General features: G+C 47.7%; 26 protein-coding genes and 1 riboswitch. Of the genes, 3 read left to right on the top strand and 23 right to left on the bottom strand.

The features are described 5' to 3' along the window. Positions 1-81: 81 nt before the first annotated feature. The 16 genes from purD to SIN01_RS08320 form a co-directional block, all read right to left on the bottom strand. Positions 82-1,353, bottom strand: coding sequence for a phosphoribosylamine--glycine ligase (purD, locus tag SIN01_RS08395; protein ID WP_010024436.1), 1,272 nt, complete (start codon positions 1,351-1,353; stop codon positions 82-84). Positions 1,354-1,383: 30 nt separating this feature from the next. Further along, a complete protein-coding gene (purH, locus tag SIN01_RS08390; RefSeq protein ID WP_010024439.1) occupies positions 1,384-2,928 on the bottom strand; it encodes a bifunctional phosphoribosylaminoimidazolecarboxamide formyltransferase/IMP cyclohydrolase in 1,545 nt (514 codons plus the stop codon). Between the two features lie 140 nt (positions 2,929-3,068). Next, positions 3,069-3,638, bottom strand: coding sequence for a phosphoribosylglycinamide formyltransferase (gene purN, locus SIN01_RS08385; RefSeq protein WP_010024440.1), 570 nt, complete (start codon positions 3,636-3,638; stop codon positions 3,069-3,071). Next, on the bottom strand, positions 3,628-4,671 hold the full coding sequence (gene purM / locus SIN01_RS08380) for a phosphoribosylformylglycinamidine cyclo-ligase (RefSeq protein ID WP_010024441.1): 1,044 nt from the start codon (positions 4,669-4,671) through the stop codon (positions 3,628-3,630). The genes purN and purM overlap by 11 nt, the downstream gene beginning before the upstream one ends. A gap of 10 nt (positions 4,672-4,681) precedes the next feature. Beyond that, complete coding sequence (purF, locus tag SIN01_RS08375; RefSeq protein ID WP_010024442.1) at positions 4,682-6,106, bottom strand: amidophosphoribosyltransferase; 1,425 nt, start codon at positions 6,104-6,106, stop codon at positions 4,682-4,684. Continuing rightward, complete coding sequence (gene purL / locus SIN01_RS08370) at positions 6,082-8,304, bottom strand: phosphoribosylformylglycinamidine synthase subunit PurL (RefSeq protein WP_010024444.1); 2,223 nt, start codon at positions 8,302-8,304, stop codon at positions 6,082-6,084. Before purL ends, purF begins: the two co-directional genes overlap by 25 nt. Then, positions 8,285-8,977, bottom strand: coding sequence for a phosphoribosylformylglycinamidine synthase subunit PurQ (gene purQ / locus SIN01_RS08365; protein WP_010024446.1), 693 nt, complete (start codon positions 8,975-8,977; stop codon positions 8,285-8,287). Before purQ ends, purL begins: the two co-directional genes overlap by 20 nt. Continuing rightward, positions 8,974-9,225: a phosphoribosylformylglycinamidine synthase subunit PurS gene (gene purS / locus SIN01_RS08360; protein ID WP_010024447.1), complete on the bottom strand. Its 252-nt coding sequence runs from the start codon at positions 9,223-9,225 to the stop codon at positions 8,974-8,976. Before purS ends, purQ begins: the two co-directional genes overlap by 4 nt. Further along, positions 9,222-9,932: a phosphoribosylaminoimidazolesuccinocarboxamide synthase gene (purC, locus tag SIN01_RS08355; protein WP_010024448.1), complete on the bottom strand. Its 711-nt coding sequence runs from the start codon at positions 9,930-9,932 to the stop codon at positions 9,222-9,224. The genes purS and purC overlap by 4 nt, the downstream gene beginning before the upstream one ends. 43 nt (positions 9,933-9,975) lie before the next feature. Then, on the bottom strand, positions 9,976-11,274 hold the full coding sequence (gene purB / locus SIN01_RS08350; protein ID WP_010024449.1) for an adenylosuccinate lyase: 1,299 nt from the start codon (positions 11,272-11,274) through the stop codon (positions 9,976-9,978). Then, a complete protein-coding gene (gene purK / locus SIN01_RS08345; RefSeq protein ID WP_010024450.1) occupies positions 11,271-12,422 on the bottom strand; it encodes a 5-(carboxyamino)imidazole ribonucleotide synthase in 1,152 nt (383 codons plus the stop codon). Before purK ends, purB begins: the two co-directional genes overlap by 4 nt. Further along, positions 12,419-12,907 (bottom strand): 5-(carboxyamino)imidazole ribonucleotide mutase, encoded by a 489-nt coding sequence (purE, locus tag SIN01_RS08340; RefSeq protein ID WP_010024451.1) that lies wholly within the window; start codon positions 12,905-12,907, stop codon positions 12,419-12,421. The genes purK and purE overlap by 4 nt, the downstream gene beginning before the upstream one ends. A gap of 188 nt (positions 12,908-13,095) precedes the next feature. Next, positions 13,096-13,196: riboswitch (purine riboswitch) on the bottom strand. 88 nt (positions 13,197-13,284) lie between these two features. Further along, entirely contained in the window at positions 13,285-13,443 is a 159-nt protein-coding gene (locus tag SIN01_RS15410) for an NETI motif-containing protein (RefSeq protein ID WP_010024452.1), read from the bottom strand. A gap of 160 nt (positions 13,444-13,603) precedes the next feature. Then, positions 13,604-13,882 carry a hypothetical protein gene (locus SIN01_RS08330; protein WP_010024453.1) on the bottom strand — a complete coding sequence of 93 codons (279 nt, stop codon included), beginning with the start codon at positions 13,880-13,882 and terminating at the stop codon, positions 13,604-13,606. 184 nt (positions 13,883-14,066) lie between these two features. Continuing rightward, positions 14,067-15,374, bottom strand: coding sequence for an NCS2 family permease (locus SIN01_RS08325; protein ID WP_010024454.1), 1,308 nt, complete (start codon positions 15,372-15,374; stop codon positions 14,067-14,069). A gap of 367 nt (positions 15,375-15,741) precedes the next feature. After that, positions 15,742-16,863: a YvbJ-related protein gene (locus tag SIN01_RS08320; RefSeq protein ID WP_010024455.1), complete on the bottom strand. Its 1,122-nt coding sequence runs from the start codon at positions 16,861-16,863 to the stop codon at positions 15,742-15,744. A gap of 250 nt (positions 16,864-17,113) precedes the next feature. Between SIN01_RS08320 and SIN01_RS08315 the strand changes: the two genes are divergently transcribed. Further along, positions 17,114-18,178, top strand: a complete 1,065-nt coding sequence (locus SIN01_RS08315) for a DUF5105 domain-containing protein (RefSeq protein WP_010024456.1) — start codon at positions 17,114-17,116, stop codon at positions 18,176-18,178. Positions 18,179-18,344: 166 nt separating this feature from the next. Here SIN01_RS08315 and SIN01_RS08310 read toward each other — a convergent pair whose 3' ends face one another. Together SIN01_RS08310 and SIN01_RS08305 are read right to left on the bottom strand one after the other, a co-directional pair. Next, entirely contained in the window at positions 18,345-19,595 is a 1,251-nt protein-coding gene (locus SIN01_RS08310; RefSeq protein WP_010024457.1) for an MFS transporter, read from the bottom strand. A gap of 67 nt (positions 19,596-19,662) precedes the next feature. After that, complete coding sequence (locus tag SIN01_RS08305) at positions 19,663-20,223, bottom strand: ArsR/SmtB family transcription factor (protein ID WP_010024458.1); 561 nt, start codon at positions 20,221-20,223, stop codon at positions 19,663-19,665. 549 nt (positions 20,224-20,772) lie between these two features. Between SIN01_RS08305 and SIN01_RS08300 the strand changes: the two genes are divergently transcribed. Beyond that, positions 20,773-21,777 (top strand): D-2-hydroxyacid dehydrogenase, encoded by a 1,005-nt coding sequence (locus tag SIN01_RS08300; protein WP_010024459.1) that lies wholly within the window; start codon positions 20,773-20,775, stop codon positions 21,775-21,777. 141 nt (positions 21,778-21,918) lie between these two features. Here the strand turns inward: SIN01_RS08300 and SIN01_RS08295 are convergent, their stop codons facing one another. Genes SIN01_RS08295 through SIN01_RS08285 form a run of 3 tightly spaced genes read right to left on the bottom strand, consistent with a single transcriptional unit; the run spans position 21,919 to position 24,233 of the window. Next, a complete protein-coding gene (locus tag SIN01_RS08295; RefSeq protein ID WP_010026451.1) occupies positions 21,919-22,536 on the bottom strand; it encodes a TetR/AcrR family transcriptional regulator in 618 nt (205 codons plus the stop codon). Then, entirely contained in the window at positions 22,537-23,337 is an 801-nt protein-coding gene (locus tag SIN01_RS08290) for a DUF2705 family protein (RefSeq protein ID WP_010026452.1), read from the bottom strand. It lies immediately after the preceding gene. Then, the gene (locus SIN01_RS08285) at positions 23,334-24,233 is read right to left on the bottom strand and encodes an ABC transporter ATP-binding protein (protein ID WP_010026453.1); all 900 of its coding nucleotides are present in this window, start codon (positions 24,231-24,233) and stop codon (positions 23,334-23,336) included. The genes SIN01_RS08290 and SIN01_RS08285 overlap by 4 nt, the downstream gene beginning before the upstream one ends. Positions 24,234-24,475: 242 nt before the next feature. Between SIN01_RS08285 and tlp the strand changes: the two genes are divergently transcribed. Further along, positions 24,476-24,703, top strand: coding sequence for a small acid-soluble spore protein Tlp (gene tlp, locus SIN01_RS08280; protein WP_010026454.1), 228 nt, complete (start codon positions 24,476-24,478; stop codon positions 24,701-24,703). Between the two features lie 66 nt (positions 24,704-24,769). On the opposite strand, the gene bioB is transcribed toward tlp, so the two are convergent. Together bioB and SIN01_RS08270 are read right to left on the bottom strand one after the other, a co-directional pair. Next, on the bottom strand, positions 24,770-25,759 hold the full coding sequence (gene bioB, locus SIN01_RS08275) for a biotin synthase BioB (protein ID WP_010026455.1): 990 nt from the start codon (positions 25,757-25,759) through the stop codon (positions 24,770-24,772). 18 nt (positions 25,760-25,777) lie between these two features. Beyond that, positions 25,778-26,332, bottom strand: a complete 555-nt coding sequence (locus SIN01_RS08270; RefSeq protein ID WP_047035513.1) for a biotin transporter BioY — start codon at positions 26,330-26,332, stop codon at positions 25,778-25,780. Positions 26,333-26,564: the final 232 nt, after the last annotated feature.

Raw genomic sequence — 26,564 nt, 5'->3', positions numbered from 1 at the left:
TTAAATCTTTTATTTTTTATACTCTCCTACCAGTGTAAAAAACTGCCTCCACCTATTTAGGCGAAGACAGTTTCTTAGGGCTTATTCATGTTTCGAAGCTTCCAATGCATGATGGCCGATGTCTTTTCGAAAGAATACGGCATCGGTTTGGATGCTTTTGAGATCATGATTGACTGCGTCGCGAGCGGAACGCAGATCGTTACCGAGCCTGGTGACGAGCAGCACGCGGCCGCCATTCGTCAGCCAATCTGCGTCGGACTTTTTCGTTCCGGCGTGGAAAAGCAAGGCTTCTTCCGGGAGTGCGTCGAGATCACCAAGCTTTTGTGCTTTTTCGTAGCTGCCGGGGTATCCGCTTGACGCAAGCACAACGCCCACAGCTGTTTTTTCACTCCATGCGAGCTGTGGTTGCTTGCCGTCCAAAACGTCAAGCACCGTTTGCACGAAGTCCGACTCCAGCCGAGGCAGAACAACTTGTGTTTCCGGATCGCCGAAACGGCAGTTGAATTCGATCACTTTCGGTCCGGCCGCGGTCAGCATCAATCCGGCATAGAGCACACCGGTGAAGGAGCAACCTTCTTGAACCATGCCTGCAGCAGTCGGCTGAAGGATTGTCCGCACGGCCTCATCGACAATCGTTTGCGCGATTTGCGGAACCGGCGAGTAAGCACCCATACCGCCGGTGTTCGGTCCTTGATCGCCTTCAAATGCCCGTTTATGATCCTGAGCAATGTCCAGCGGTACAACTTTTTCTCCATTCACCAAAGCCATCAATGAAAACTCTTCACCTTCAAGGTATTCCTCAATCACAACACGTGACCCAGCCTCGGCAAATTTCTTGTCCTTCATGATTGCTTTTAAACCGGCCGCAGCTTCTGCCATGGTCAACGCAACGATAACGCCTTTGCCGGCAGCGAGACCATCGGCTTTCAGCACGATTGGCGCGCCAACCTTTTGCAGATAGTCACTGGCTTCTGCGTAGTCGGTAAACGTTCGGTAGTGGGACGTTGGAATTTTATATTTTTCCATAATTGCTTTTGCAAAAGCCTTGCTGCCTTCAATTTGCGCCGCTGCTTTTGACGGGCCGAAAACGTTTAGACCTCTTGCTGCAAAAACGTCGACAATACCAGCGACGAGCGGTTGTTCCGGTCCAACAAGGGTCAGTTCAATCTGATTCTTTTCTGCAAAATCAGCGAGTGCTTCGAAGTCCATCAAATCGATGGGCACGCATTCGGCAACAGCCGATATGCCGTCGCTGCCCGGTGCAGCGTAAACCTGGTCAACAAGCTTGCTCTGCGATGCTTTCCAAGCCATCGCATGTTCGCGGCCACCGCCGCCGACAATCAACACATTCATGGTCGTTCTCCTTTCGAAAAGCGAATCAAATTAATGTTTGAAGTGACGCATACCAGTAAAGACCATCGCAATGTTGTATTTGTTGGCCATATCGATCGATTCTTGATCGCGGATCGAACCGCCCGGTTGGATGATTGCGGTGATGCCGGCTTTGGCCGCTTCTTCGACCGTATCGCTCATTGGAAAATAGGCGTCTGAGGAAAGCACGGCACCCTTTGTCTTTTCGCCCGCTTCTTCAAGTGCAATTTTCGCAGCGCCGACACGGTTCGTTTGACCGCCACCCATGCCGACCATCAGTCCGTTATTCACCAGCGCGATGGCGTTAGACTTTACGTGTTTGACGATCGTCCAAGCAAATTTCAAGCTTTCCATTTCCGCTTCGGTCGGCTTGCGGTCGGTGACGACTTTCAGATTTTCTTCAATGTCCGCGTAGCCCTTGGTGTCTAGATCCTGAACAAGCATGCCGCCGCGAACGGATGTATATTGGGCAAACTCTTGATTGTCATCCGTAAATTTGACTTGCAATAGACGCAGATTTTTCTTCTTATGTTCCAAAATGGCAATCGCTTCTTCAGAATAAGAAGGCGCGATGATAATCTCGAGGAAAATGCTATGCAGCTTTTCAGCTAAGGCGGCGTCTACTTCCCGATTTAACGCGACAATACCGCCAAAAATCGAAACCGGATCCGCTTCATACGCTTTGTCATAGGCTTCGTTAATAGTTTCGCCAATCCCAATACCGCATGGATTCATATGCTTGACGGCAACGGCAGCCGGTTGCTTGAATTCCTTGACAATACCGAGAGCGGCATCAGCGTCGCGGATGTTATTGTAAGAAAGTTCTTTGCCATGAAGTTGTTTCGCAGCTGCGATGGTCGATTCGTTTTTAATCGGTTCGCTGTAAAAAGCAGCCATTTGATGCGGATTTTCACCGTAGCGAAGCGCCTGCTTCTTTTCATAAGTCAGGGTCAGCTTTTCCGGGAACTCTTCGCCGACTTGTTTGGTAAAGTAGTCGGCAATTAATGCGTCGTAAGCCGCTGTGTGGCGGAACACCTTGGCGGCCAGCTTCTGTTTCAATGCAAAAGGAACCTCTGCGTTTTCATCGAGGCTTTCGGCAACCCGATCATAATCTGCCGGATCGCAGACAACGGTAACGCTGCGATGATTCTTCGCTGCGGAGCGGAGCATGCTCGGTCCGCCGATATCAATATTTTCAACGGCATCATTATAAGCGACATCCGGTTTTGAAATCGTTTCTTTGAAAGGATACAGGTTGACCACAACAAAATCGATCGGCTGAATGCCGAGATCCTTGATCGCATCCATATGTTCTTTTTTGTCGCGAACCGCTAAAAGGCCACCGTGAACGGCCGGATGCAGCGTTTTGACGCGTCCGTCAAGAATTTCCGGAAAATCTGTGATTTCGCTGATCGACATCACCGGAATCCCGGCGTTTTCAATCGCTTTTTTGGTACCGCCGGTTGAGATGATCTCAATCCCTGCGTCGACTAATTTTTGTACAAAATCAATAAGCCCTGTCTTGTCAGAAACACTGACTAATGCTCGTTTTGCCACTTCGCTACTTCCTTTCTTTTTTCAATCCACATCGTTTTCTGTTTGTCTGATGTCCTGTTATTTATGAGTGCTGATGAAATCAGGATTTTATTCGCTTTTCCTTTTCGCGGGTTTGCTTTAACTTCCGCTGGATCGTCTGATCACTCGTTGAGCATTTTCGCGATGGTTGCCGGATACAGCCTATGCTCGATTTCATGAATCCTTGCTTCTAGTGTATCAATCGTATCGTCATCTTTGACCGGGACTGCCGCCTGGGCAATGATCGGTCCGGTATCCATGCCTTCGTCAACGTAATGGATCGTGATGCCGGTCATTTTGACACCTTTGTTAAATGCTTGACCAATGGCATCGAGTCCGGTAAAAGACGGAAGCAAAGATGGATGAATGTTAATAATCCGATGCGGGTAGGCTTCAAGCATGACTTTGCCGAGAATCCGCATATAGCCGGCGAGAAAAATATAAGCAACCTCATGGGCACGGCAAGCATCCGCAATCACCTGCTCAAATGCTGCTTTCGACGGGTAATCATTTCGGGAGACAACCAGCGTGTCAATCCCTGCTCTTGCGGCACGATCAATAACCGCAGCGTTCGGCTGATCGCAGACAACCAATTCGATGGTTGCCGGAATCTGCCCCGAGCGAACGGCATCGTTGATCGCTGTGAAATTGGTTCCATGACCGGATGCGAAAATGGCTATTTTATGCTTCATCGCTATTCACCAGCGTCAATTCTTGACCTTCGAGAACTTTTCCAACAACTGCAGCTGAGGACTCTCCTGCTGCTTTTAGAACCTCAATCGCTTTTTCGGCATCCTCTCGGGCAACCGCCAAAATCAAACCAAGTCCCATGTTAAAGGTATGGTACATATCATCCAGCTGCAGATTACCGAGCTGTTTCAACCAGTCAAATACAGCCGGGCGTTTCCATGAAGAAACATCCAGTTCCGCAGTCCGTCCTTCCGGGAACATACGCGGAACGTTTTCGTAAAAACCACCACCGGTGATGTGCGCGATCCCGTGCACGTCCACCGATTTCAGCAATTTCAGAACTGGTTTCACGTAAATTTTTGTCGGCCTCAGCAGAACTTCCCCGATCGTTTTATCTGGCTCCGGTGTATAGGTGTCGCTGTAGGCAAGCCCAGCATCGGCAACAAGTTTGCGGACAAGCGAGAAACCGTTGCTGTGAATACCGCTTGAAGCGAGTCCGATCAGAACGTCACCCGTCTTCACCTGATCGGGCTTGATCATTTTAGACTTTTCAACGGCACCGACAGAAAATCCGGCAATATCATAATCATTTTCATCATACATCCCCGGCATTTCCGCGGTTTCACCGCCGATTAGGGCGCAACCCGCTTGCGTGCAGCCTTCAGCGATCCCCTTGACGATTGCTTCCGCCTTCTCCGGCTTCAGCGCTGAACAGGCAAGATAGTCTAGAAAATAGACCGGTTCGGCCCCTTGGGTGATGATATCATTCACGCACATCGCCACGGCGTCGATGCCGACCGTATCGTGGCGGTCGGTTGCGATGGCGATCATCAATTTGGTGCCGACACCATCTGTTCCCGATACAAGCACCGGTTCTTTCAAATTCAATTGAGACAAATCAATTGCACCGCCGAAGCCGCCCAATCCGCCCATGACTTCAGGGCGGAAGGTACGCTGCACGTGCTTTTTGATGCGCCCCACCGTTTCATAACCGGCTTCAATGTTCACGCCGGCTTTTTTGTATGCGTTCGCCATGATGCCCTCCTCAGACAAGCAGTTCTTTTTCGTGCGGCAGAACCGTATCCGGATAGATTTCTGTCGGATACTTGCCGGTGAAGCAGGCCATACACTGCCCGCAGTTCTTCATTGCCGGATCGCGTCCGATTGCTTTCTGCATCCCTTCAACACTCAGGTAGACGAGCGAATCGGCGCCGATCATTTCACGAATGTCTTCAACAGAATGCGTCGAAGCGATCAATTCTGACGATGTTGAGGTGTCGATTCCATAGAAGCAAGGGTGTGTGATCGGCGGCGAGCTGATGCGTACATGAACTTCGGTTGCGCCCGCATCGCGCAACATGCCGACAATCCGGCGGCTGGTTGTCCCGCGGACAATCGAATCGTCGACCATCACCACGCGTTTGCCCTCAACAATCGCCCGAACTGCGGAAAGCTTCATTTTAACCCCTTGCTCGCGCAATTCCTGAGATGGCTGAATGAACGTGCGGCCGACATAACGGTTCTTAATCATGCCCAGTTCGTAAGGAATGCCTGTTGCTTCTGCATAACCGATGGCGGCTGAGATACTCGAATCTGGAACACCGGTGACCACATCGGCTTCAACCGGAGCTTCTTGCGCAAGCATGCGGCCGAGGTTCTTCCGTGCGGCATGGACATTGATGCCTTGAATATTGCTGTCGGGCCGTGAGAAGTAAATGTATTCCATGCTGCAGATTGCCGGTTCGGTTCGTGTCGTAAAGAAGTCCGAGTGAAGGCCTTCATTGTCGATCACAATAATTTCCCCCGGCTTCACATCGCGCACATATTTTGCACCGATTAAATCAAAGGCGCAAGTCTCCGAAGCGACGACCCAAGCATCGCCAAGCTTCCCAAGCGAGAGCGGACGCAGGCCATGCGGATCAAGCGCAGCGATCATTTGATGCTCGGTCAGCATCGTCAGTGCATAGGCACCTTTGATGATCGAAAGTGCATGCTTGACACTTTCGAGAAAATTATCGGCATAATCGCGTTTAATTAAGTGCGCGATGACTTCAGTATCGGAAGTCGTCTGAAAAATACTGCCGCGCTCTTCCAGCTCGCCTTTCAACTTATGCGCATTGACGAGGTTCCCGTTGTGAGCCACGGACAAGGAATCTTTCTGCGAACGAAAAACAAGCGGCTGCACGTTGGCGTAGATGTTACCGCCCTGCGTCGAATAGCGGACATGCCCAATTGCGGCGAATCCCTTATCCAGCGCATCCAGCGTTTCATTATCAAAAACGTCATTGACGAGCCCTAGCCCTTTATGATCGTAAAGCGCTTTACCATCGGTACTTGCAATACCGGCGCCTTCCTGACCACGGTGTTGCATGCTGTGCAGGCCGTAATAAGCCAGTTTGGCTGCTTTCTCATGACCCCAAATACCAAAGACGGCACATTCTTCATTCAGTTCTTTGCCGACATAATGCATGACAGAGCCCCTCTCCATTCGTTTTCAAGTTCATTTCGATTCAGAGTAATGGTTGACGATGCAAAGGCTAAGTTCAGATTTTCGCTGCGCGTCACGCTGCCGACGAGCACGGCATCATCAATGAGCGCTTCAAAATCGTTCTTAGCAGCTTCAGGGACTGTAATTAAATAGCGAGACTGTGTTTCTGAGAAAAGTTCAACATCCGGATCGGTAGCAAAGCGAAGGTCGCAGCCGAATGCTGTGCCGAATACCGATTCCGCAAGTGCTGCTGCAAGTCCGCCTTCTGAAACATCATGGGCGGAAGCAACATAACCAGCTTTGATCGCTCCAAGCACTTTTTCCTGTCGGCTTTTTTCCAGATCAAGATCAAGTGCAGGCGCTTTTCCACTGGCTTCGCCGTCCGTCATGATTTGCAACGCGCTGCCGCCGAATTCTGGCTTCGCTTCGCCGATGACGTACACCGCGTCGCCTTCATTTTTGAAAGGAGCGGTCATCACATGATCCAAATCTTCAACGAGACCGACCATCCCAACAACCGGTGTCGGGTCGATGGCGCCGCGGTCCGTTTCATTGTACAAGGAAACGTTGCCGCTGATGACCGGCGTATTCAAGTATTCACAGGCTTTGGCCATCCCTTTAACCGATTCATCGATCTCCCAGAACACTTCCGGATTTTCCGGGCTGCCGAAGTTCAGGCAGTCGGTGATCGCAAGTGGGCGTCCGCCTGAGCAGACGATGTTGCGTGCTGCTTCGGCCACGGCAATTTTGCCGCCAACGTTGGGATCAAGCGCAAGATACTTTGCATTGCAATCGGTCGTCATCGCTAAGCCCTTCTTCGTACCACGCACGCGAACGACTGCCGCGTCCGAACCCGGGGCAACAACCGTGTTCGTTTGTACCATGTAATCATATTGGCGTGTCACCCATTCTTTCGACGCAAGGGTTGGCTGACCAAGTAATTTTTTAATCGTAGCTGCGTAGTCCACAACTTGCGGCTTCCAGGCAGGCGTATTCTGATTGGCCGTATAACTTGCCGGAACCTTGGACGGCATATGACGAACAGGGGCCGACGCTAGTGAATCTGAAGGCACATCGGCAACAATCTTGCCTTTGTGTTCCAGACGAAGCACTTCTTCTTCGATCACTTCGCCAACAGCCACAGCATGCAGTCCCCAGCGAGCGAAGATCTGCTTGATTTCTTCCTCGCTGCCTTTCTTAATGACGATCAGCATCCGTTCCTGAGACTCGGAGAGCATCATTTCATAAGGCGTCATTTCCGTTTCACGCTGCGGAATCAAGTCGAGATTCATGTGAATGCCAACGCCAGCTTTTGCGGCCATTTCACTTGCAGAAGAAACAAGTCCTGCCGCGCCCATATCTTGAATACCAACAAGGGCTTCATGTTTGGTCAGTTCAAGGCAAGCTTCAACCAGCAGTTTTTCCATGAACGGGTCGCCAACTTGAACGGCTGAACGCTTTTCATCGGATTTTTCAGAGAGCTCTTCGGAAGCAAACGTCGCACCGTTAATGCCGTCGCGTCCGGTGCTTGCACCAACATACATCACGGTGTTGCCGATTCCGCGCGCCTGTCCGACTTGAATGTCGTCGTGACTCATAATACCGACGCACATCGCATTGACAAGCGGATTGCCATTGTAGCACGGATCGAATTGCAGCTCGCCGCCAACCGTCGGGATGCCGATGCAGTTGCCGTAGCCAGCAATCCCGCTGACGACCTCTTCAAAGATGTAGCGGACCCGAGAACTCTCCAATTCCCCAAAACGGAGCGAATCGAGCAGAGCCACCGGGCGTGCACCCATCGAGAACACGTCGCGGATGATGCCGCCAACACCGGTTGCAGCGCCTTGGTATGGCTCGATTGCCGAAGGGTGGTTGTGGCTTTCAATTTTAAACACAACCGCTTGGCGGTCACCAATGTCGACAATACCGGCACCTTCACCTGGCCCTTGAAGAACGTGTTCACCGGTCGTTGGAAAATATTTCAGTACCGGTTTCGATGTCTTGTAGCTGCAGTGTTCCGACCACATCACGGCAAATAACCCGGTTTCTGTGTAATTCGGTTTGCGGCCGAGCAAATCGATAACCTTTTGGTATTCCTCTTCAGTCAGACCCATTGTCCGATATACTTTTTCTTGTTCAATCTGCTCTGGTGTCGGTTCAAGATGTGTAAGCGGCATGTGTGGATTCCCTCCAATGTTTTAAAATCGACTGGAATAGGCGCAGACCGTCGTCGCTTCCAAGCAAGGCGTCTGCGGCGCGTTCCGGATGCGGCATCATGCCGAGCACGTTGCCGGTTTCATTGATAATGCCGGCGATATCGGCTCTTGAACCGTTTGGATTTTCGCCAGAGTAAGTAAATACGATCCGGTTCTGGTCTTCGAGTTCTTGAAGCGTTGCGTCATCGCAGTAGTAATTGCCCTCGCCGTGAGCAATTGGAATGCGAATGACCTCGTTTTGGTCATAAAGGCTTGAAAATTGTGTTTGATTATTTTTCACTTGGAGATTGACCGACTCACAAATAAATTTCAGGTTTTTATTCTTCAGCATTGCGCCCGGAAGCAGTCCGGACTCAAGCAGAATCTGAAAGCCGTTGCAGACGCCAAGTACCGGCTTGCCTTCTTGCGCTGCCTTGACAACAGCCGGCATAATTCCGGCAAAGCGTGCAATAGCGCCGGAACGCAAGTAATCGCCATAGGAGAAGCCGCCCGGAATCATGACTGCGTCATAGCCGTCAAGGGAGGTTTCCGCATGCCACACATAGTCGACTTCTTCGCCTAGTCCGTCTTTGATCGCATAGTACATGTCTTGATCGCAGTTGGAGCCGGGGAAAACAATGACCGCGGTTTTCACGAATGAACCTCCTCCTCAATTTCATAGCGATAATTTTCAATAACGGTATTGGCGAGCAGCTTATCACAAATCGTATCCACTTCTTCAGCTACATTAGCCGAGTCATCGAGCTGTAATTCAATATATTTGCCGATGCGCACGTCCTGAACATTCTTGTAGTCCATGTTGTGCAGCGACTGCATAACCGCCTGACCTTGAGGATCAAGCACGCTTTCTTTCAATGTAATGAATACCTTCACCTTTTTCATTTGACATCCTCCAAGCGCTTTAGAAGTTTTTCATAGGTTTCCGGAAGATCGGCGATATTGCGGCGGAACACGTCTTTATCCAGCTTTTCATGCGTTTCTTTATCCCACAGGCGGCAGCTGTCCGGTGAAATTTCATCAGCCAGTACAATCGCGCCTGTTTCCTTTAGTTTGCCAAATTCCAGCTTAAAGTCGACAAGCAGAATGCCTGCTTCTGCGAAAAAGTTTTGCAGCGCGTCATTGATACTCAATGCCAGGCGGCGAATTTCAACAAGCTCGTCCTTCGTTGCGATTTCCATTGCCAGCGCATGGTCGCTGTTGATCATCGGATCGCCAAGTTCATCGCTTTTATAGTAAAATTCAATGATCGTGCGTCCGAGTGATTTGCCTTCATCGATGCCGAGCCGTTTGGAAAGGCTGCCGGCAACGACATTTCGAACAACAACTTCAATTGGAATAATATTGACTGCTCTGACCAGCTGTTCATTCTCAGAAATCGTGTCAAGGTAATGCGTCGGAACACCGTTTTTTTGCAGCATCTTGAAGATCTTCGTGCAAATGGCATTATTCAGGCGACCTTTGCCGTCAAACGACGCCTTTTTTTGACCGTTGAATGCGGTTGCGTCATTCTTGTAGACAACCCGCAGGACGTTCGGATCATCCGTTGTGAACATTTGTTTGGCTTTTCCTTCATATAAAAGCTGAGTCATGTTATTTTCCCCTTTTCGCTTTTCGTACGGATCCCTGCTTGGATCAGTCGTTCAAACCTAAACGTTCAAAGATGAAGTCAACATTTTTCAGGTGATAGGTTGCGTCAAAACACGCATCAATCTCTGCTTGCGACAGTTGGCCAGTAATCCGTGTATCGGCCTCCACGATTTGCTTAAACGGTGTTTCCGTTTCCCAGGATTTCATCGCATTCGGCTGCACAATGTCATAGGCTGCTTCGCGGCTCATCCCTTTTTCAATCAATGCCAACAGGACATGCTGCGAGAAGATCAAGCCAAAGGTGCGTTTCATGTTCCGTTTCATGTTTTCCGGGAAAACGGTCAGCTTTTCCAGAATGTTTGAGAAGCGATTCAGCATATAGTCGAGACCAATCGTTGCGTCCGGCAGGATGATGCGTTCTGCTGAGGAGTGAGAGATGTCGCGTTCATGCCAAAGCGGCACATCATCATAGGCAGTCGTCATGTAGCCGCGAATCACGCGAGCAAGTCCGCACATATTTTCTGAACCGATCGGGTTGCGTTTGTGCGGCATTGCCGACGAACCTTTTTGCCCTTTAGCGAAATACTCTTCAACTTCGCGCACTTCCGAACGCTGCAGGCCGCGGACTTCAACCGCGAATTTTTCAATCGAAGTCGCAATTAAGGCAAGAACGGACATGTAATGGGCATGGCGGTCACGCTGCAGTACCTGTGTTGAGATCGGCGCCGGTTTGATGCCGAGATGTTCGCACACATACGTTTCAACACGCGGGTCAATGTTCGCATAAGTGCCGACCGCACCGGACAGCTTGCCGAATTGTACTTCGTCCGCAGCACGTTTGAAACGGACGAGGTTGCGTTTCATTTCTTCATACCACAAAGCCATGACCAGACCAAATGTTGTCGGTTCCGCGTGGACGCCGTGCGTACGCCCCATCATAACCGTGTTCTTGTATTTTTTCGCTTTCTGACGAATCACTTCAATGAAGTGTTCGATATCTTTCAAAAGAATGTCGTTTGCTTGCTTGAGCAAGTAGCCTTGAGCCGTATCCACAACATCCGTTGAAGTTAAGCCATAGTGCACCCATTTCTTTTCTGCGCCAAGCGATTCAGAAACCGTTCGCGTGAAGGCAACAACATCATGACGCGTCTGCTGTTCGATTTCATGAATGCGTTCCACGGTAAATGTTGCGTTCTTTCTCAGCTTTTCAACGTCTTCTTTTGGAATTTCTCCGAGCTCGGACCAGCCTGCACAGGCAAGTATTTCTACTTCAAGCCATGCCCGATACCTGTTTTCTTCCGTCCAAATTGCGCCCATTTCCGGCCGCGTGTAGCGATCAATCATGAATGCTTACCTACTTCCTGTTCAATTTTCCATATCCCTATTTGTTCTGCTTTCTCTATTGCTTCATCCACCGTATCGCCGAGAATGGTGAGATGCCCCATCTTGCGACCGGTTTTCGCCGCATCTTTTCCATAGAGGTGAAGATGAGCGGAGGATAATTCACTGATTTTGTCTAAAACCGGCTGAACATGCTGGCCGAGAATGTTAACCATGATGACCGGTTTGAGCAACTGCGCGCTAGCAAGTGGTAACCCGCAAATCGCGCGGATATGCTGCTCAAATTGCGATGTCTCACAAGCATTAATTGAAAAATGCCCCGAGTTGTGCGGACGAGGCGCCGTCTCATTAACGTACACCCTGCCGTCCGTGCCGACAAACATTTCGACGGCAAGCGTGCCGACGAGATGAAGGGCTTCCGCAAGCCGGAGCGCATGTTGCGTCGCTTCTTCGCGGAGGTTATCGGATATTCTCGCCGGCACAAGGGTATGATGCAGGATATTATGACGATGTATATTCTCAGCAACCGGAAAAACCGAGGTTTCGCCGGTGGTGCTGCGTGCAACAATAACAGAGATTTCTTTTTCAAATGGAAGCCATTTCTCAAGTTCAAAAGGGGTTTTGCCAATGTAAGGCAGTGCTTCTTCTAAATCGGCTTTCGACTTTAAGACATATTGTCCCTTGCCGTCATAACCACCTTGGGTTGTTTTCAGAACCGATGGAAAACCGATTGTATCGATCGCTTCTTCTAATTCCTTGGTATTACGAACCGGCATGTAGGGGGCAACCGGTAAGCCTGCGCTTTGGATTGCCGCTTTCTCATTCAGTCTGTCCTTGGTTATTTCAAGCAAGTGGCCGCCTTGCGGAAGATAACTGTTCTCCTGAAGGTAGTCCACGGTTTGCACGTCGACATTTTCAAATTCATAAGTAACGACATCGGCAACAGTTGCCATTTTTTTGGCGGCTTCCGGATCATCATAATTAGCAGTGATCGCGATATCGGCAACTTGCGCGCAGGGACAATCTTCAACCGGGTCGAGAACAGCGATGCGATAGCCCATTTGTTTGGCGCTGATCGCCATCATTCGTCCTAATTGTCCGCCGCCGAGAATACCAATGGTTTGTCCCGGCAGGATTGTTTTCTGATTCATTCCAGCTCACTCCCTTTTGCTTTATCAGCAAGAGATTCCCGATAAGCTTCGAGCCGATTCTTCAGGTTTTCATCAAAGGCGGAGAGGATTTGCGCGGCAAGCAGTCCGGCATTTTTCGCGCCTGAATCACCGATTGCAACCGTTGCAACCGGAATACCGGCCGGCATCTGAACAATGGACATTAACGAATCTATCCCGTTCAACGCCCGTGATTTAACCGGAACGCCGATGACCGGCAAGGTCGTTTTCGCTGCGGTCATGCCCGGCAAATGAGCTGCTCCGCCTGCACCGGCGATGATCACTTTCAATCCGCGTTCGCGCGCCGACGCTGCATATTCAAACATGAGATCAGGTGTGCGGTGCGCGGAGATCACTTTTTTTTCATAAGGAATATCCATCGCATCCAAAATGTCGCACGCGTTCTTCATTGTTTCCCAATCCGAACTGCTTCCCATAATCACGCCTACTACTGCTTGACTCACCATACTGCCTCCCAATAAAGTCTGTTCAAAAAGTCAATGAAAAGCGAAAAAACTTGCCTGCTGCCGACACTTTTCGACCTTTTTGAACCGCGTCAAAATCCAGACAATAAAAAGCCCAGAACAGCTGTTTCCCCGTGCATGAAGAGAAAACAACCGTCTGGTCTTAAGGCCGCGGGCAGCGGTCAAAACAAAACGTTACCATTTTCCTTCATAGTCCGGCAATTTCCGGTCGCCAGGTAGAAACAGTTGGGCCATATTCCCAAAATATATGAGGGTTCGTTTTTCATTTTCGACACTCTCATCATATCAGCACCATTTGCCGGATGTCAACCGCAATTATCGAACATTAGCCAAGGAAAATGAGTTTATCGTTCGCCTTTTTAAGGTATACGTCTGCCTTCTAGAATACACTGGCTGCCAATACATTCCGGACCCTTTGAAGTCTCACGAAAGATCGGCTTCTCAGTTCGTCTCACTGGCGCATAGCCCTCGCGTTTCATTCGTTCCAGGCACTGCGTCAAGGTCTCATGATCGCCCACGATAAATTTCTTTTTCAAAGGTTGATCAGACTGTTTTTCTTTGTGTTTACGCAAATCTTATCACCGCTTTGCTTCAATCAGTCGTCCTACATAGCCCGCAAATGACTGCTTTCAGTATACCAAGCATCGGAAAATTTCGACAGCGTTCGATTGCACTTGTTTAATGAAAATGAAAAGCGAGTGCAACGACGCCAAGGGCAATCAGTGTCAGCCCAACAACCCCGGTGATCGTGTGCGTCACATAGCTTGGAATCTGATCTAGTAATTTTCCTTCGATGGCTAGCGCAATGCTTGCCGATTCATCCTTTTTCTCCTCATGTTCCGATTTTTCAAGCAGTGCGTCCGCTCTTTTTCTAATCATATGGGTCAGAAAAAAACTTGCACTGAGTACGGCCAGACCGATGATCCATAAAAATAGTGCCATTAGAATTGCGGCCATAAGCAACACATCCTTTACCTAGACTTGCACTTAGCATGCGTCAGCTGTCGACGCACTATACAGTGGCAAAGGCCTAGATGTGTCAGAAGCTATATGGAGAAATAGTGACTGTAACTGTATTCTGCGCAGCGCACAATAAAAAGCCTTCCCCAGTAGTCGTGGAGAAGGCTTTTCCGCGTCGCTTTTAGATGAGCGCGAAGAATATGATAAAGACAAAGAACAAGAAATAAACAATTGGATGGACTTGCTTTGAGCGTCCGGCAACAACCATCGTAATTGGATAGAGAATGAATCCGAGTGCGATGCCGTCAGAAATACTGTAGGTCAGCGGCATACCGATCACGGTCAGGAATGCCGGTACAGCAATTTCAAATTCATCCCAAGGAATCTGTTTCAATGCGCTTGCCATCAGGACACCAACAATGATCAGCGCCGGTGCCGTTACTTGCGGAGTAACAACGGCCAGAAGCGGCGAGAACAACATACCAAACAGGAACAGAATCCCCGTTACTACCGCTGTGAATCCGGAACGTCCGCCGACAGCAATACCGGTTGATGATTCAATGTATGCAGAAGTCGGTGAGGTACCCAATACAGAACCCGCAAGCATTGAGGTTGAGTCGGCAAGCAATGCTTGACCGACACGCGGCATTTTATTATTTTTCATGAAGCCTGCTTGTTCAGCAAGTCCGATCAGCGTTCCGGCCGTATCGAAGAATGTGACAAGCAAGAAGGTCAGAACAACAATCGCCAGCTGCATCGTGTTAATATCCGGAACATGCGTGATTGCTTGGCCGAATGTCGGTGCAAGACTTGGCGCAGGCGAGATGATCTGCGACGGCAGTGGGATCAATTTAAAGACAATCCCTGCGATCGAAGTCAGAACCATACCGATAAAAATTGCTCCCGGGACTTTGCGAACCATTAGAATAACCGTAACGATCAAACCGAAGATGGTCAGCCATGTTGTGCCGACGTTCAGCGGACCAAAAGCAACCGTTGTCGCCTTGTCGGCAACAATCAGACCGCCTTCATGAAGGCCGATGAATGCGATAAACAAGCCGATACCTGCAGCCATTGCAAGCTTCAAACTTTGCGGAATCGCATCAATAATAATCTCACGCAGTTTGAAAACCGTAATCAGAACAAAGATGATCGAAGCGATGAATACGCCGGCAAGCGCGGTTTGCCACGGAATCTTCATGCCGATGCAGACGGAATAAGCGAAGAATGCGTTCACGCCAAGCCCCGGTGCAATGGCAATCGGATACTTGGCAACAATCCCCATGATTAAGCAGCCTAGCGCGCTGGCAATGGCCGTTGCTGTAAATACCGCACCCTTGTCCATTCCAGAAGCACCAAGAACACTTGGATTCACAAATAGTATGTACGCCATTGAAATAAAAGTCGTTAAACCAGCAAGTGTTTCACGACGCAGCGTTGTGTTCAACTCGGAAAAATGAAAATAGCGAGATAACCAATTTTCGTTCACAATAATCCCCCTTAATGCTGTATTGTTGTCCTGAACCGACGTTCGTATTCTTCAATGCGCAGCCTTTTCCGTATCAAGGTCATAAGATCATAAGAAAATAAAAAAGCTTCAAGACTATTGAAGCAAAAGAATTAATGCAGAAAACCACACCCATTGAACAATCGATCCAACGTCTGGAACAAAACAAAACTATCTTTAACAGTGTTCATTATATCAGCATGGTTGTTCGCACGTCAACGAAATAACGAACACTTGGCATAATTATTATCCAAACGTTCGGAAATTGCCGATTTCTCTTAATGGTTCATGCGCGTTTCGCGCAGGTCACGAACGAACACTCACTCAGCGCACTGTTTGAACGCGCTGCCTACAAATCTGTCCCGCTATCTGCACCCCAAGTATGCAGCTGCGGGTGATCAATCGTCCACTGCTGTTTCTTCGGCCATTCCGATGCAGCCTGCTTGGTTATATAGTTGTCGGAGAGTCCACTGACAAGCCAATGTTTTTGGGTGGTGTCATAGATGAGACGGAACGTGATGCCCCGATTATAGGAAGCGTCCTTCTGCTCTTTGCCTTTTTTTAATGTATAGCCAAATTTATAGGAGACAACCGTGTCCACGGACACATTCCACTGATTGCCGTAATGAGTGATCGTTAAACTGTCCGGATCGGCAAGCATGCCCAAATAAGCGGATTGCATCCCGTCCAGCTGATCTTTAAGTGCCGCGAATTCTCGGATGCGAAGCGCAGACTGCGTCTTAGCGAGCGTCTCGGTCGCCGAGGGCAGCTTTTGCGGCGCATAGTCCGAAGTCTCCCAATCCGATACTTCCGCATTGAACTGATTGATTCGGTCAAAGACTGCTTTTTGCAGCGATTTGGCATGAGCCATCCACGCTTCGGAGTCAACGTGAATCGATACCTCCTGATCCCAAGCAGAAATTTTTGCATCCTTCATAAATATGCCTAGATCATTGGTCAATTGCTGCTTTATTTTATAATTACCTGGAAGAATCGGTCCATAACTGTTGCCCTTTCTAAGGATTCCACGCTCCGAAGTATTGAGCGCAAGCACTTCTCCTTCGCGCAGTCCGTATACGGTGATTGATTGCGGTTCTACTTCTATTTTGTACTTTTTAAAGAAAAGGAACTGCCTTCCATCCTCAGAAAGCTGCAGGACTCCATCTCCATCCGTATTTTTTTCCCCTGCCTGTTCCGTCAGGCTTTGCGTCACTTGACGCGCCGCGCTTTTATTTGAACGCAAAAAGGCGAGAAGCGCCTGAGTGGATGCCTTTGTGATCGGCGCATTCTTATCCCCCGTTACGAGGAGCGGCTTCAAGGCTGCCGCATCATTCTCATTCACTGCCTGCTTGAAATCCTCAACCACATTTTTTGGAGATGTCTTCGCCCAGCCGATTCCGACTGAAATCAAAAGCGCGACGAATACCACACTGCTGCCGATGATGATCTTGATGCGTTTGTTCCATTCCATCGCCTCACGTCTCCTCCCCTATTTTCTCATTCTATGCAGTCTTGCGACGATCCGAGCTCTCTTTCACTTAAATTTTTCACCAGCATCCGATGAATCGGCCATTAGCACGGATAAATTGAGCAACCGCCCTTGTTTCGTCTCTTCGTCGTTATGCCAAAAAGGACAAACTGATCTATTCTATTTATCCAATTCATGACATAGAACTGACCGTAGACTTTGTGAAAAATTTATGACGAATTACAGGAGGTCGATGATCATTAAACGCAAGTTTCTTTTCATCCTCGGACTCGCTCTGCTTCTCGTTATTGCCGGGTGCGGCGGATCAGGTTCCAAAGAAGAAGAAGGCAAGACCAGTGTGGCCTCGTTGACGGTTAAAAGCGGTGAATTCATAACGATGGACAGCCAGGAAAATACTGATGACAGCGCACTTCTTGCTTTGCAGATCAGCATCACCAACAATTCAGACAAATCGCTCGACCTCTTGAGCGATGACTTCTCTCTTTATGATTCAAACGATGAGAAGGTATCGGTCGATGAAGCCATTTACGGCGCGCCTGATGACTTCCAAATGCTGAATACAGATAGTCTAGCTAAAGGGAAAACGGTAACCGGTTACCTCCCATTCCGGGTTGCGAAAAACAAGTCCTATGAGCTGCATTTTCAACCAAACGTCTATGATGGCAGCAAACAAGCTGATGAAATTGTCGTGAAAATCAATACGAAAAATTATAAAGATCATAGCGGCGAAGCAAAAGACGCGTTGGACGCATACGTACAGACCATTTTCTTTGCGAAAGACGTCAGCAACTATTCAAAATGGGTTGCGAACGACTCTGCCAAAGAAAAACAACGATTGAAAGAACTCTTTATTAAGAATATGGGCAGCACCCTTGATGATCAGCTTTCCGATCAACAAAAAAATCAAATTTACAGCGATTTTATTGCGGCAAATCGTGAGAAAGGCAGCGTTACGTTGAAAGTCAACACCGCTTTCCCAAATTCGGCTGTTGTCGAAGTCACACCCAAAGTATTGTATCTTGATGATATGTATGATGAGGTTCAGGATCTGAAGGATCAATTTATCGATGAGAACCGCGGCAAATATTCCGATTACAATGCCGCGATGAAAGACTGGTACGCATACGTTGCCAAAAATTTTGGCGAAGTTTTCAAAAATAATGAAGCGCGTACCTCGGACAATGCTTACAAAATCAACCTGAAAAAGCAAGGCGGTAAATGGACCATTGATTCGGAAAAGCGTAGCGATAACTACGACTATGAAGAGCTGCTTAGCGAAATGACCGGCGGCTATTAATGAAGCGATTTGCGGCACGATTAGAAACCGGATTGCGCAAACAATCCGGTTTCTGAATGCGAAGGATAGGGACAACATCGATTGCCAATCGCCCTCGAGCAAGAACTTCCCCATCCATTCTAATTCCACTTGATCTACTCAAACAATAAATTCAATTGAGCGCTTCTTAATCAAAATTTCGAATGGCCGGTGCAAACAAAATAAGTGCGGCAGCACCTACACTCACACTGCTCATTATGGTTATCGCTCCAATTCCGCCGAGCACGCCCGCCAGCCATCCGGTCATTAAATAGCCGAGTGGCAAAAGCGCAAAAGATCCGACCATATCAATGCTAGCGACACGCCCAAAGACCTCAGGGGAAACAAGTTCCTGCATACTTGTTTCCCATATTAAACCGAAAATCATGACCCCTGCACCTTCGACGATCATTAATAAAACAAACAAGAAGGAATGATGCGCATAAGGCATTAGCCATAACGCGAGTCCTGCGATTAGAATGCCGCTATAACCGATCATGCCGCGATGCCGCCATTGTTTTCGCATTCCGAAAAAGAATGCAGCTGCAATAGAGCCGAATGCTGCGCCCGACATGGTTAACCCATACATATAATTGGGTAAATGCGCATGGACTTTGATCAGCCATGGCACGAGCACCGTAATCATACCGGATAAACAAATATTAGCAAAGCTGAAAAAGACAATCGTTACCCATAGCCATGTATTCTTTTTAATCACTTGAATTCCTGCAAAACATTCATGAACAAACATTTCCTTCCGGCTCTTCCTTTTTTCAACGCTGCCTTCTTGTACTAAAAACATGAGGCAAAGAAACGAGAGAAAAAATGTACATGCATCAATACCGAAGCCAAGCGTGGCCGATGCAAAACTTACGATCAGCCCGCCAATCGACGGTCCGATAAGACGCAGTAACTGTTCGCTGAATTGGTTGAGCGCATTGGCTGCGTTGCGAATATCAGAGACAAATATCCTTGCTCTCATTGCCGCAAAGGCTGGTTGAAACAGGCCGTTCATTAACCCCATACCAGCTATAATCACGATTAAAACCGGAAGCGACAACCGTCCAAAGGTGCCGAGCGTCATTAAACCCATCATGAGCAGAAACCGAATCAGATCTGCAATCTGCATGATTCTTATGCGATTGAAACGATCGACAATGACACCGGATACCGGAAGGATTAAAACCACCGGAATCATATAGGCTGCCATGATCGTTCCCATTGCCATCGGCGAATCGGTCAGTTCATAAACGAATAAGGGTAAAATCACATTGGTAATCGCGGATCCGAACGTTGACAGAGCGTTGCCGATCCATAAACTGCGAAACGCTTTGGATACCGCCAATGGTCTAAAAAATTCCGGGTATTTTTGCTTCTTTATCAATTGGTTTTGAGGCATAGGATCACATCCAGAATAATATTATTATACGTACAAAAATATTTGCACGTTAATCCAAAAAAAATACTTACTGATCTTGCGTAGGAAAGAATGAGAGGCTGGTATAAAACGTTTTCGTCTTTTCTTGTGTGCTTCGGTTGCTTTTGCTCTGCATATACGTATAAATAGCTTTAATTTTTTGCTCGACAACTTTTGCTTCATGATCCGTTAGACGTGCTTGAAAAGGAATAAATAGAAATTTACGCGCCTGAAGATCAGAACGTGCGATGTTCTTGCGCAACGCTTCCAATGCGCAAAATGCATTTTCCTTAAGCACATTATCCAAATCGGTAACAGTCTCCCCGTTGAGTAGCGATGCAACCTTCTCTAACGAAATGTTTTCAGCAATTGGCTGATAAAACTTTTGCTGGATCCCGTTCTTTAGCTCCGTTCTCACAACTCTGATTAATCCGACACGTTCCAATTCTGTTAAGTGATAACGCACTTTGGAAGGCGCCATATGTAATTCTTCCGAAAGGATTTTCCCTGTCTTTTCATGATCCGATAAGGACCATATGATTTTAACCCTTAACGGATCGCTAAGCACTTTTAGCTGATCAAGATTAGAGAGATAAAAAACATCCTCCATTTTCATTCGCCCTCCTTGATCCCAACGCACAATTTTTTTTGCACGTTCAATAAAATTATAATACGTAATGTGTATGAAAAATGCAACTTGTTTTTTTGATTGAGAAAATAGGATAAACCCTTTTTCTTTTCAAAAGCATGGGCGAAACTTCAGTTGACCGATCATCCGTTTTCCTAGCTATGAATGGTCTTATCCCACGATCACGAGGATTAATCCCCAAAGGCATTTGACTGCTCCCCCACGAAAGCCCGCTTTTTCATTTAAGGAAGCGGAAGCGGGTTTTCATGTCTAAAAAAGTAAAGCGTTGAATGAGGCGACACGAGTAACTAGAAACAGGAAATCTGGAGACTGCTTTCCTGTTTTTCCACTTTTTCGTATACACATTTTACCGCGTTAAAGCATATACGCTTTACATCGCGTCATTTACAGCAGCGCAAGGATTCGATAAACTAGCTGTGGAGATTTTCAAATGTATGAATAAAGAAAAAAAGGATTTCGAAACTACTAGGGATGATCATAAATCGAAAAATAGATGGAGGTTGAACGACGATGAAGCTATTCATGTATGGTGTCCAGGCCCATGAAAAGGAAATCATCCGCGCGTGGGCAGATGCGCATGCCATTGACATTGAAACAACCGCAGATTTTCTCTCGGAAAAAACGGTGGATCGAGCCAAAGATTATGACGGCATCTGCATCCAGCAGCCGGTTCCATTAGGCGCTGCAAAGCTCTATGCCACATTAAAGAGCTATGGCATCAAGCAAATTGCGACACGAACAGCAGGCTACGATATGATTGATCTTCAGGAAGCAGAAAAAAATGAATTGATCGTCACCAATGTCCCGGCCTATTCGCCTTATGCAGTGGCAGAACTCGCCGTCACCCAAGCGATGCAGCTCGTGCGTCATGTCTCGCAGTTCCAACAACGGATCGCGGCCAACGATTTTCGTTGGGACGGTTTAATGTCTCGGGAAATACGCTCAATGACTGTTGGCATCGTCGGTACCGGCCGCATTGGCGCGACAGCTGCTCAGCTCTTTAAAGGGCTCGGTGCTAAAATCATTGGTTTCGACCAGTATCCGAACGACCGCTTAAAGGATTTAATTGAGTATCGTTCGTCACTAGAAGACGTACTCAAAGAAGCGGACATCGTATCGCTGCACACCCCGCTCTTTGATTCGACGCGCCATATGATCAATGCACGCACGCTTAAATTAATGAAAAAAAGTGCTTATCTGATCAACATTGCACGCGGCGCACTCATTGATACCGAAGCCTTGATCGATGCACTGGAAAGCGGCGAAATTGCCGGTGCAGCACTGGATACCTTTGAAAATGAGACGGTGATCAACAAGAATTTAAGCGGACAATCGCTGAATGATCCGCTTTTAGAAAAACTAATCGCTATGGATCAGGTGCTCCTAACCCCGCATGTCGGCTTTTTCACCGAAACCGCGATACGCAACATCGTTGAAGGAGCATTAAACAGCGTCCTTGAGGTTTTGCAAACCGGAACCAGCAAAAGCCGTGTGAAGCCGGCTGTCACTCAATAAGTTTTTGAGAAAAACGAGGCTAAGTGTGATCCATAAACAGGGTTGAATACACTCCCGCTTGCTCGCTTGCCGCGGGCGGATTAGCCAAATAGCAACACGCAGAAAAGGGCCATGACTTCTCACAGTCATGACCCTTTTTCTTTATTCAGAATCGCTTTTCAGCAAGCCGCGCAAGCTCATTTTCAGCATAGCCAAGAATTGATTAATGATGGGTTTTAGCTCTTCAACCGTTGAATCAGGATGGCTCTGCGAGTACGCCATCGCGCGTGTCATATAGTAAGTGTAATGCGACTCGAACACTGCCTGAAGAACATCAGCATCAACATCTTCTTTAAGATCCAGATTAGTCACGATTTTTTTGAAAAACTGCGGTGCAACGGACGTGAGTTCCCTTAGCAACCGTGTCATTTTATCGGAAAGCTCTTTGGGCGGACGCGTAAATGCTGCCATCAGCATCTGATAAACATCCGGGTAGTCATGGAAGAATTTAAATTCCAAGGTACAGTAGTGCTTGAGCTTTTCGATCAAGTCGCCATCAAAGTTCCACTGCGTATAGTTGAGCTCTGTTTCCGATATCTCGAGTGCGTAGTTGACACTCGCTTCAAAAAGCTTTTCTTTCGATTCATAATAGTGAAAGATCAACCCTTTTGAGACCATTGAGGCTTTTGCGATCTGATTCGTCGATGCACGGTCGAATCCTTTAACCGCAAACTCGTGAATGGCCGCGGTCAAAATGGCTTTTTCTTTCGATTCCTCCATTTATACGTTCAAATCCTTCCTTCGGTAGATCCAGAACGTGAGCAATCCCGCCACAACAATCACAACAAGATCGGTCACAATATAATTCCATTCAATCCCGCTTTTAAAGATCGTGCTCGGCAGCGCGGCGTCAACAGGTGAAGCGTAGAGCAACCCTTTGAAATCATTATTCATTTTTCCGACAACGCCAAGGATAAACGTAAGAAAAACAAGACCAAGAGACAGCGATGTCGCCGATTTATTCGAAGACAAAAAGGCGGAGAGCAGAAAGCCAACCGATAAAAAGGTCAAGCCCATCACCCATCCGGCAAAAGTCAGCTGTGTAAATCCGTCAAAGAGATCGGAGACCGAAGCTCCCGTTTCCTTAAACATCAAGCAGACAAGATAAGCGATCGCCATCGATACTAACCAGTATAAAGTATAGAGAACTGTGTTGCAGAGCATTTTTTCACCCACAATAGCGATCCGTGAAATCGGCTGGGAGAACAGATAGCTGATCGTTCCTTCCGATTCTTCGCGCGACAGTGCATTGGTGCCCAGCATCGCAGCAAAAATTCCGGTTGCCAGCATCACGTATTGGTACTCATAGCCAAAATAGCCTTTTATCGTGGTCAGCATGCCCAAATCAGACAGGTTGAATGCTTTCATCATATCCTTAGGCATCGCTTTCATCTGGTCAAGCCCCATATCCTTCATTGCCGGGAATAAGGAAACGAGGCCTAACGTCAAAATACCGACGACAATCATCCAAATGAGCAGTGTTTTGCAATGCGTTTTGCATTCCAGTCGAAAAAGTGTCATAACCGTTCACCCTCCTGACGTTCGTACATCGCCATAAATTGTTCTTCCAAATCACGATTTGCAACCGTCACATCGTCAAGCTGCGGAGACAAATTGGATAACGTCGAAAAAAGTTGTGCCATATTGCCTTCATACGTAAAGCGTGCTTCGTGATCTGTTTTTTTCACGCATGTTGCGCCGATCTTTTCCATCACGGCAATCGGAAGCTGGTCGGCTTTTACGGTAACGACCTTTACGTTTTGGTTAACCTGGGTCAAATCCTCGACCCCGATCAGCTTGCCGCTGCGGATAAAGGCGATCCTCGAGCAGTAATCCTCAACTTCTTTTAGATTGTGGCTCGACAGGAAAATGGTGACACCCTGTTCCTGCTTTTCTTTGAGCACTCGGAACAAGCGCGCATGGATCAGTGGGTCAAGTCCGTTCGTTGGTTCATCCATAATGATCAGTTCCGGATGATGGATCAATGCACAAACGAGCGCTACTTTTTTCTTATTACCCAGCGACAGATCGCCGAATTTCTTCTGTGGATCAATTTGGAAAAGATCACAATAGCGTTTCAGCTCGGCCGGATCGCCTTCCATGTGGTGAAAATCCAGCGTGTAGCGGAACAGATCGCGCACGCGGAGCTGCGGATAGAAACGCACATCGCTCGGCACATAGCCGATTTGTTTCTTCACATCCAAATCATGCTCCGGCACATTTTTCCCCAGCAGTTTGATCTTGCCGCCACTGCTTTTAATAAAATTCAGCATCATATTCATCGTTGTTGATTTTCCCGCACCATTCGGTCCGATAAATCCAAAGAATTCCCCTTTTTCTACCGTGAACGAAACATCATTCACGGCGACAAACTTGCCAAACCGTTTGCTGATATGACTCAGTTCAATAACCGGCATGTTTGCGTACCTCCCTTTTAGACCTGCGTGATTCTTTTACCTTGTGCACGCGTGTTGACCAATTGGTCAATGACACTATACCATGTGTTGACCAGATGGTCAATCCCCGATCGAATCGTTCAAATTTTAGCAATCGCACGCAGTAAACTGCGCCTAAAGACCGCAAATGGAACAGGATCGATTTTACAGTATAGCCTTTGCTGCATGCCGCATAATAAAAAACGATTAGGGGGGATAATCAAATGGCAAAACCGGATGATCGTTCGGATAATTGGGGAAAAATTGCACACAACATCGGCAATACACTGCAGAACATCAACGAAACTGAGGATTACCTCAAGGCACACGGCGATAAAATAAGCGAAGACGAAAAACGTCAGCTGCTTGAAAAGAACCAACGCCGCGCGGAAAGTGTCCACGGACTCCGCGAAGAAATCAAGGATGAAGCGCGATTTAGCAAAACCCATTAACGTGAAAAGAAGGTGCCGCAACGTCTCGATTGACGATGCAGCACCTTCTTTCATGGTCTGATGTGCTCAAATTTTTGTTTCAACGGCTTTTGTTTCAATTGAAAAGCCAAGATCTTCAATCATTTGATAATCTTTCGTCGTATCCTGACCTTTTGTCGTCAGATAGTCACCGATGAAAATCGAATTGGCGATATAAATACCGAGATTTTGCGACGAACGCAGATTTACTTCGCGGCCACCGGCAATACGAATTTCCTTTGTTGGATTAATAAACCGAAAAACCGCTAAAATCTTTAAGCATCGATTTGGATTCAGTTCATGCATGTTCTCCAACTTTGTACCGGGAATCGGATTTAAAAAGTTGATCGGAATGGAATCGGCATCCAATTCTTTTAAAGCAAAAGCCATATCTATGATCTCTTCATCCGTTTCACCCATGCCGCAGATCACCCCAGAACATGGCGAAATTTTGGCATTTTTCACTGCTTCAATCGTAGCGACACGATCCTGATAGTGATGCGTTGTCGCGATTTGGTCATAGTGAGAAGCGCTCGTATTCAGGTTGTGATTAAAGCGATCCACACCAGCCGCTTTTAACGCTTTGGCCTGCTCCTCATTAATCAAGCCGAGACATGCACAAATTTTAATGGGCATTTCCTTTTTGATCTTTTTGACTGCTGAGCAGACAGCACGTAGTTCTCGAGGTGCTGCCTTGCGTCCGCTCATGACAATGCAATAGGTTCCGATCTGATGTTCATAAGCCTGTCTTGCTCCTTGAACAATCACATCCTCGCTCACCAATGGATAGGCGTCGATTGACGTTTCGGCGTAAATCGATTGGGAACAATAGGCACAATTTTCGGCGCAGCGACCGCTTTTCGCATTAATAATCAGATTTAATTTCATCGCCGTTCCATAATAGTGTTTGCGCAGTTGGTATGCGCCGCAGACAAGATCCAGTGTCTCATCATCTGCGACCCGGAGCATTTTCTGCGCATCACTGCGTGTACAGGCGTAACCGTCAAGCACGCGCTGAGCAAGATGATACCATTTCACAACGATCCCTCCCCAATTTTATACAAGTTTCGATTCTTTTAAAAAGGGTAGTCTTTGCTTTAGCCGATGCGCAACGACAGCTGCCGCCCCGGCTTTTACAAGATCAAGCAATAGCAGCGGCAAATTGCTTTCCGATACACCAAGAAGCGGCAAGTGATTATAGAAAGCAAACCACGGGACGCCGACGAAATAAATGATCAAAATACCGGCGAGAATCGCCAGATAGTAGCGAAACAGCGCCCATTTCTTTGTGTTTATGTAATCCGTAATCAGACCAATGACAAAGGTGGCAAGCGGCCATGCGAGAATATAGCCTCCAGTTGGTCCAAGCAAAACCCCTAATCCCCCGCGATATCCGGAAAGTACTGGAACTCCTGCCGCTGCAAGTGCTATAAAAACGAGCATCGCAACAAACCCTTTTCTAGCTCCTAAAATACTGCCGACCAGCATCACACCGATCATTTGAAACGTAAAAGGAACAGGAATAAATGGAATAACTAGGGTTGGCAGTGCGCCAAAAGCAATCATCACGGCGACGAACAGTGAAACTAAGGTAATCGATCGCGTTTTCAAGAATAGCCCTCCTTTTCGTTAACCAAAAATAATTTTAGGTTTACATTCGTTATGTGTCAACCATATCTTTAAAAAGTTAACATTTAGGGTGATAAGAAGAACCGGGCAAAAAGCGCCCGGTCCTTACTTCCGCCTTCCATTCGGGCTTTGTTCATCACCTTGTGCACAAACGACACTCCAGCTGCTCGCTTGCCGCGGGCGATCCGCGAGCTGCTGCGCGTCGTTGTGTGGC

Source organism: Sporolactobacillus inulinus (assembly GCF_006539285.1).
GTDB lineage: Bacteria > Bacillota > Bacilli > Bacillales > Sporolactobacillaceae > Sporolactobacillus > Sporolactobacillus inulinus.
This window is presented reverse-complemented; position numbering and strand designations above follow the sequence as displayed.

Excerpts from the sequence above, each read along its gene's own strand:
- purC (WP_010024448.1), bottom strand. The coding sequence starts at position 9,932 with ATGACTCAGCTTTTATATGAAGGAAAAGCCAAACAAATGTTCACAACG.
- purF (WP_010024442.1), bottom strand. The coding sequence starts at position 6,106 with ATGCATTATGTCGGCAAAGAACTGAATGAAGAATGTGCCGTCTTTGGT.
- purM (WP_010024441.1), bottom strand. The coding sequence starts at position 4,671 with ATGGCGAACGCATACAAAAAAGCCGGCGTGAACATTGAAGCCGGTTAT.
- SIN01_RS08305 (WP_010024458.1), bottom strand. The coding sequence starts at position 20,223 with ATGGAGGATGTTTTTTATCTCTCTAATCTTGATCAGCTAAAAGTGCTT.
- purE (WP_010024451.1), bottom strand. The coding sequence starts at position 12,907 with ATGGTGAGTCAAGCAGTAGTAGGCGTGATTATGGGAAGCAGTTCGGAT.
- SIN01_RS08295 (WP_010026451.1), bottom strand. The coding sequence starts at position 22,536 with ATGGAGGAATCGAAAGAAAAAGCCATTTTGACCGCGGCCATTCACGAG.
- SIN01_RS08315 (WP_010024456.1), top strand. The coding sequence starts at position 17,114 with ATGATCATTAAACGCAAGTTTCTTTTCATCCTCGGACTCGCTCTGCTT.
- purN (WP_010024440.1), bottom strand. The coding sequence starts at position 3,638 with ATGAAGCATAAAATAGCCATTTTCGCATCCGGTCATGGAACCAATTTC.
- SIN01_RS08310 (WP_010024457.1), bottom strand. The coding sequence starts at position 19,595 with ATGCCTCAAAACCAATTGATAAAGAAGCAAAAATACCCGGAATTTTTT.
- purS (WP_010024447.1), bottom strand. The coding sequence starts at position 9,225 with ATGAAAAAGGTGAAGGTATTCATTACATTGAAAGAAAGCGTGCTTGAT.
- purD (WP_010024436.1), bottom strand. The coding sequence starts at position 1,353 with ATGAATGTGTTGATTGTCGGCGGCGGTGGCCGCGAACATGCGATGGCT.
- SIN01_RS08300 (WP_010024459.1), top strand. The coding sequence starts at position 20,773 with ATGAAGCTATTCATGTATGGTGTCCAGGCCCATGAAAAGGAAATCATC.
- SIN01_RS08285 (WP_010026453.1), bottom strand. The coding sequence starts at position 24,233 with ATGCCGGTTATTGAACTGAGTCATATCAGCAAACGGTTTGGCAAGTTT.
- tlp (WP_010026454.1), top strand. The coding sequence starts at position 24,476 with ATGGCAAAACCGGATGATCGTTCGGATAATTGGGGAAAAATTGCACAC.
- purK (WP_010024450.1), bottom strand. The coding sequence starts at position 12,422 with ATGAATCAGAAAACAATCCTGCCGGGACAAACCATTGGTATTCTCGGC.
- purB (WP_010024449.1), bottom strand. The coding sequence starts at position 11,274 with ATGATTGATCGCTACACGCGGCCGGAAATGGGCGCAATTTGGACGGAA.
- SIN01_RS08290 (WP_010026452.1), bottom strand. The coding sequence starts at position 23,337 with ATGACACTTTTTCGACTGGAATGCAAAACGCATTGCAAAACACTGCTC.
- SIN01_RS08330 (WP_010024453.1), bottom strand. The coding sequence starts at position 13,882 with ATGGCCGCAATTCTAATGGCACTATTTTTATGGATCATCGGTCTGGCC.
- SIN01_RS08320 (WP_010024455.1), bottom strand. The coding sequence starts at position 16,863 with ATGGAATGGAACAAACGCATCAAGATCATCATCGGCAGCAGTGTGGTA.
- purL (WP_010024444.1), bottom strand. The coding sequence starts at position 8,304 with ATGCCGCTTACACATCTTGAACCGACACCAGAGCAGATTGAACAAGAA.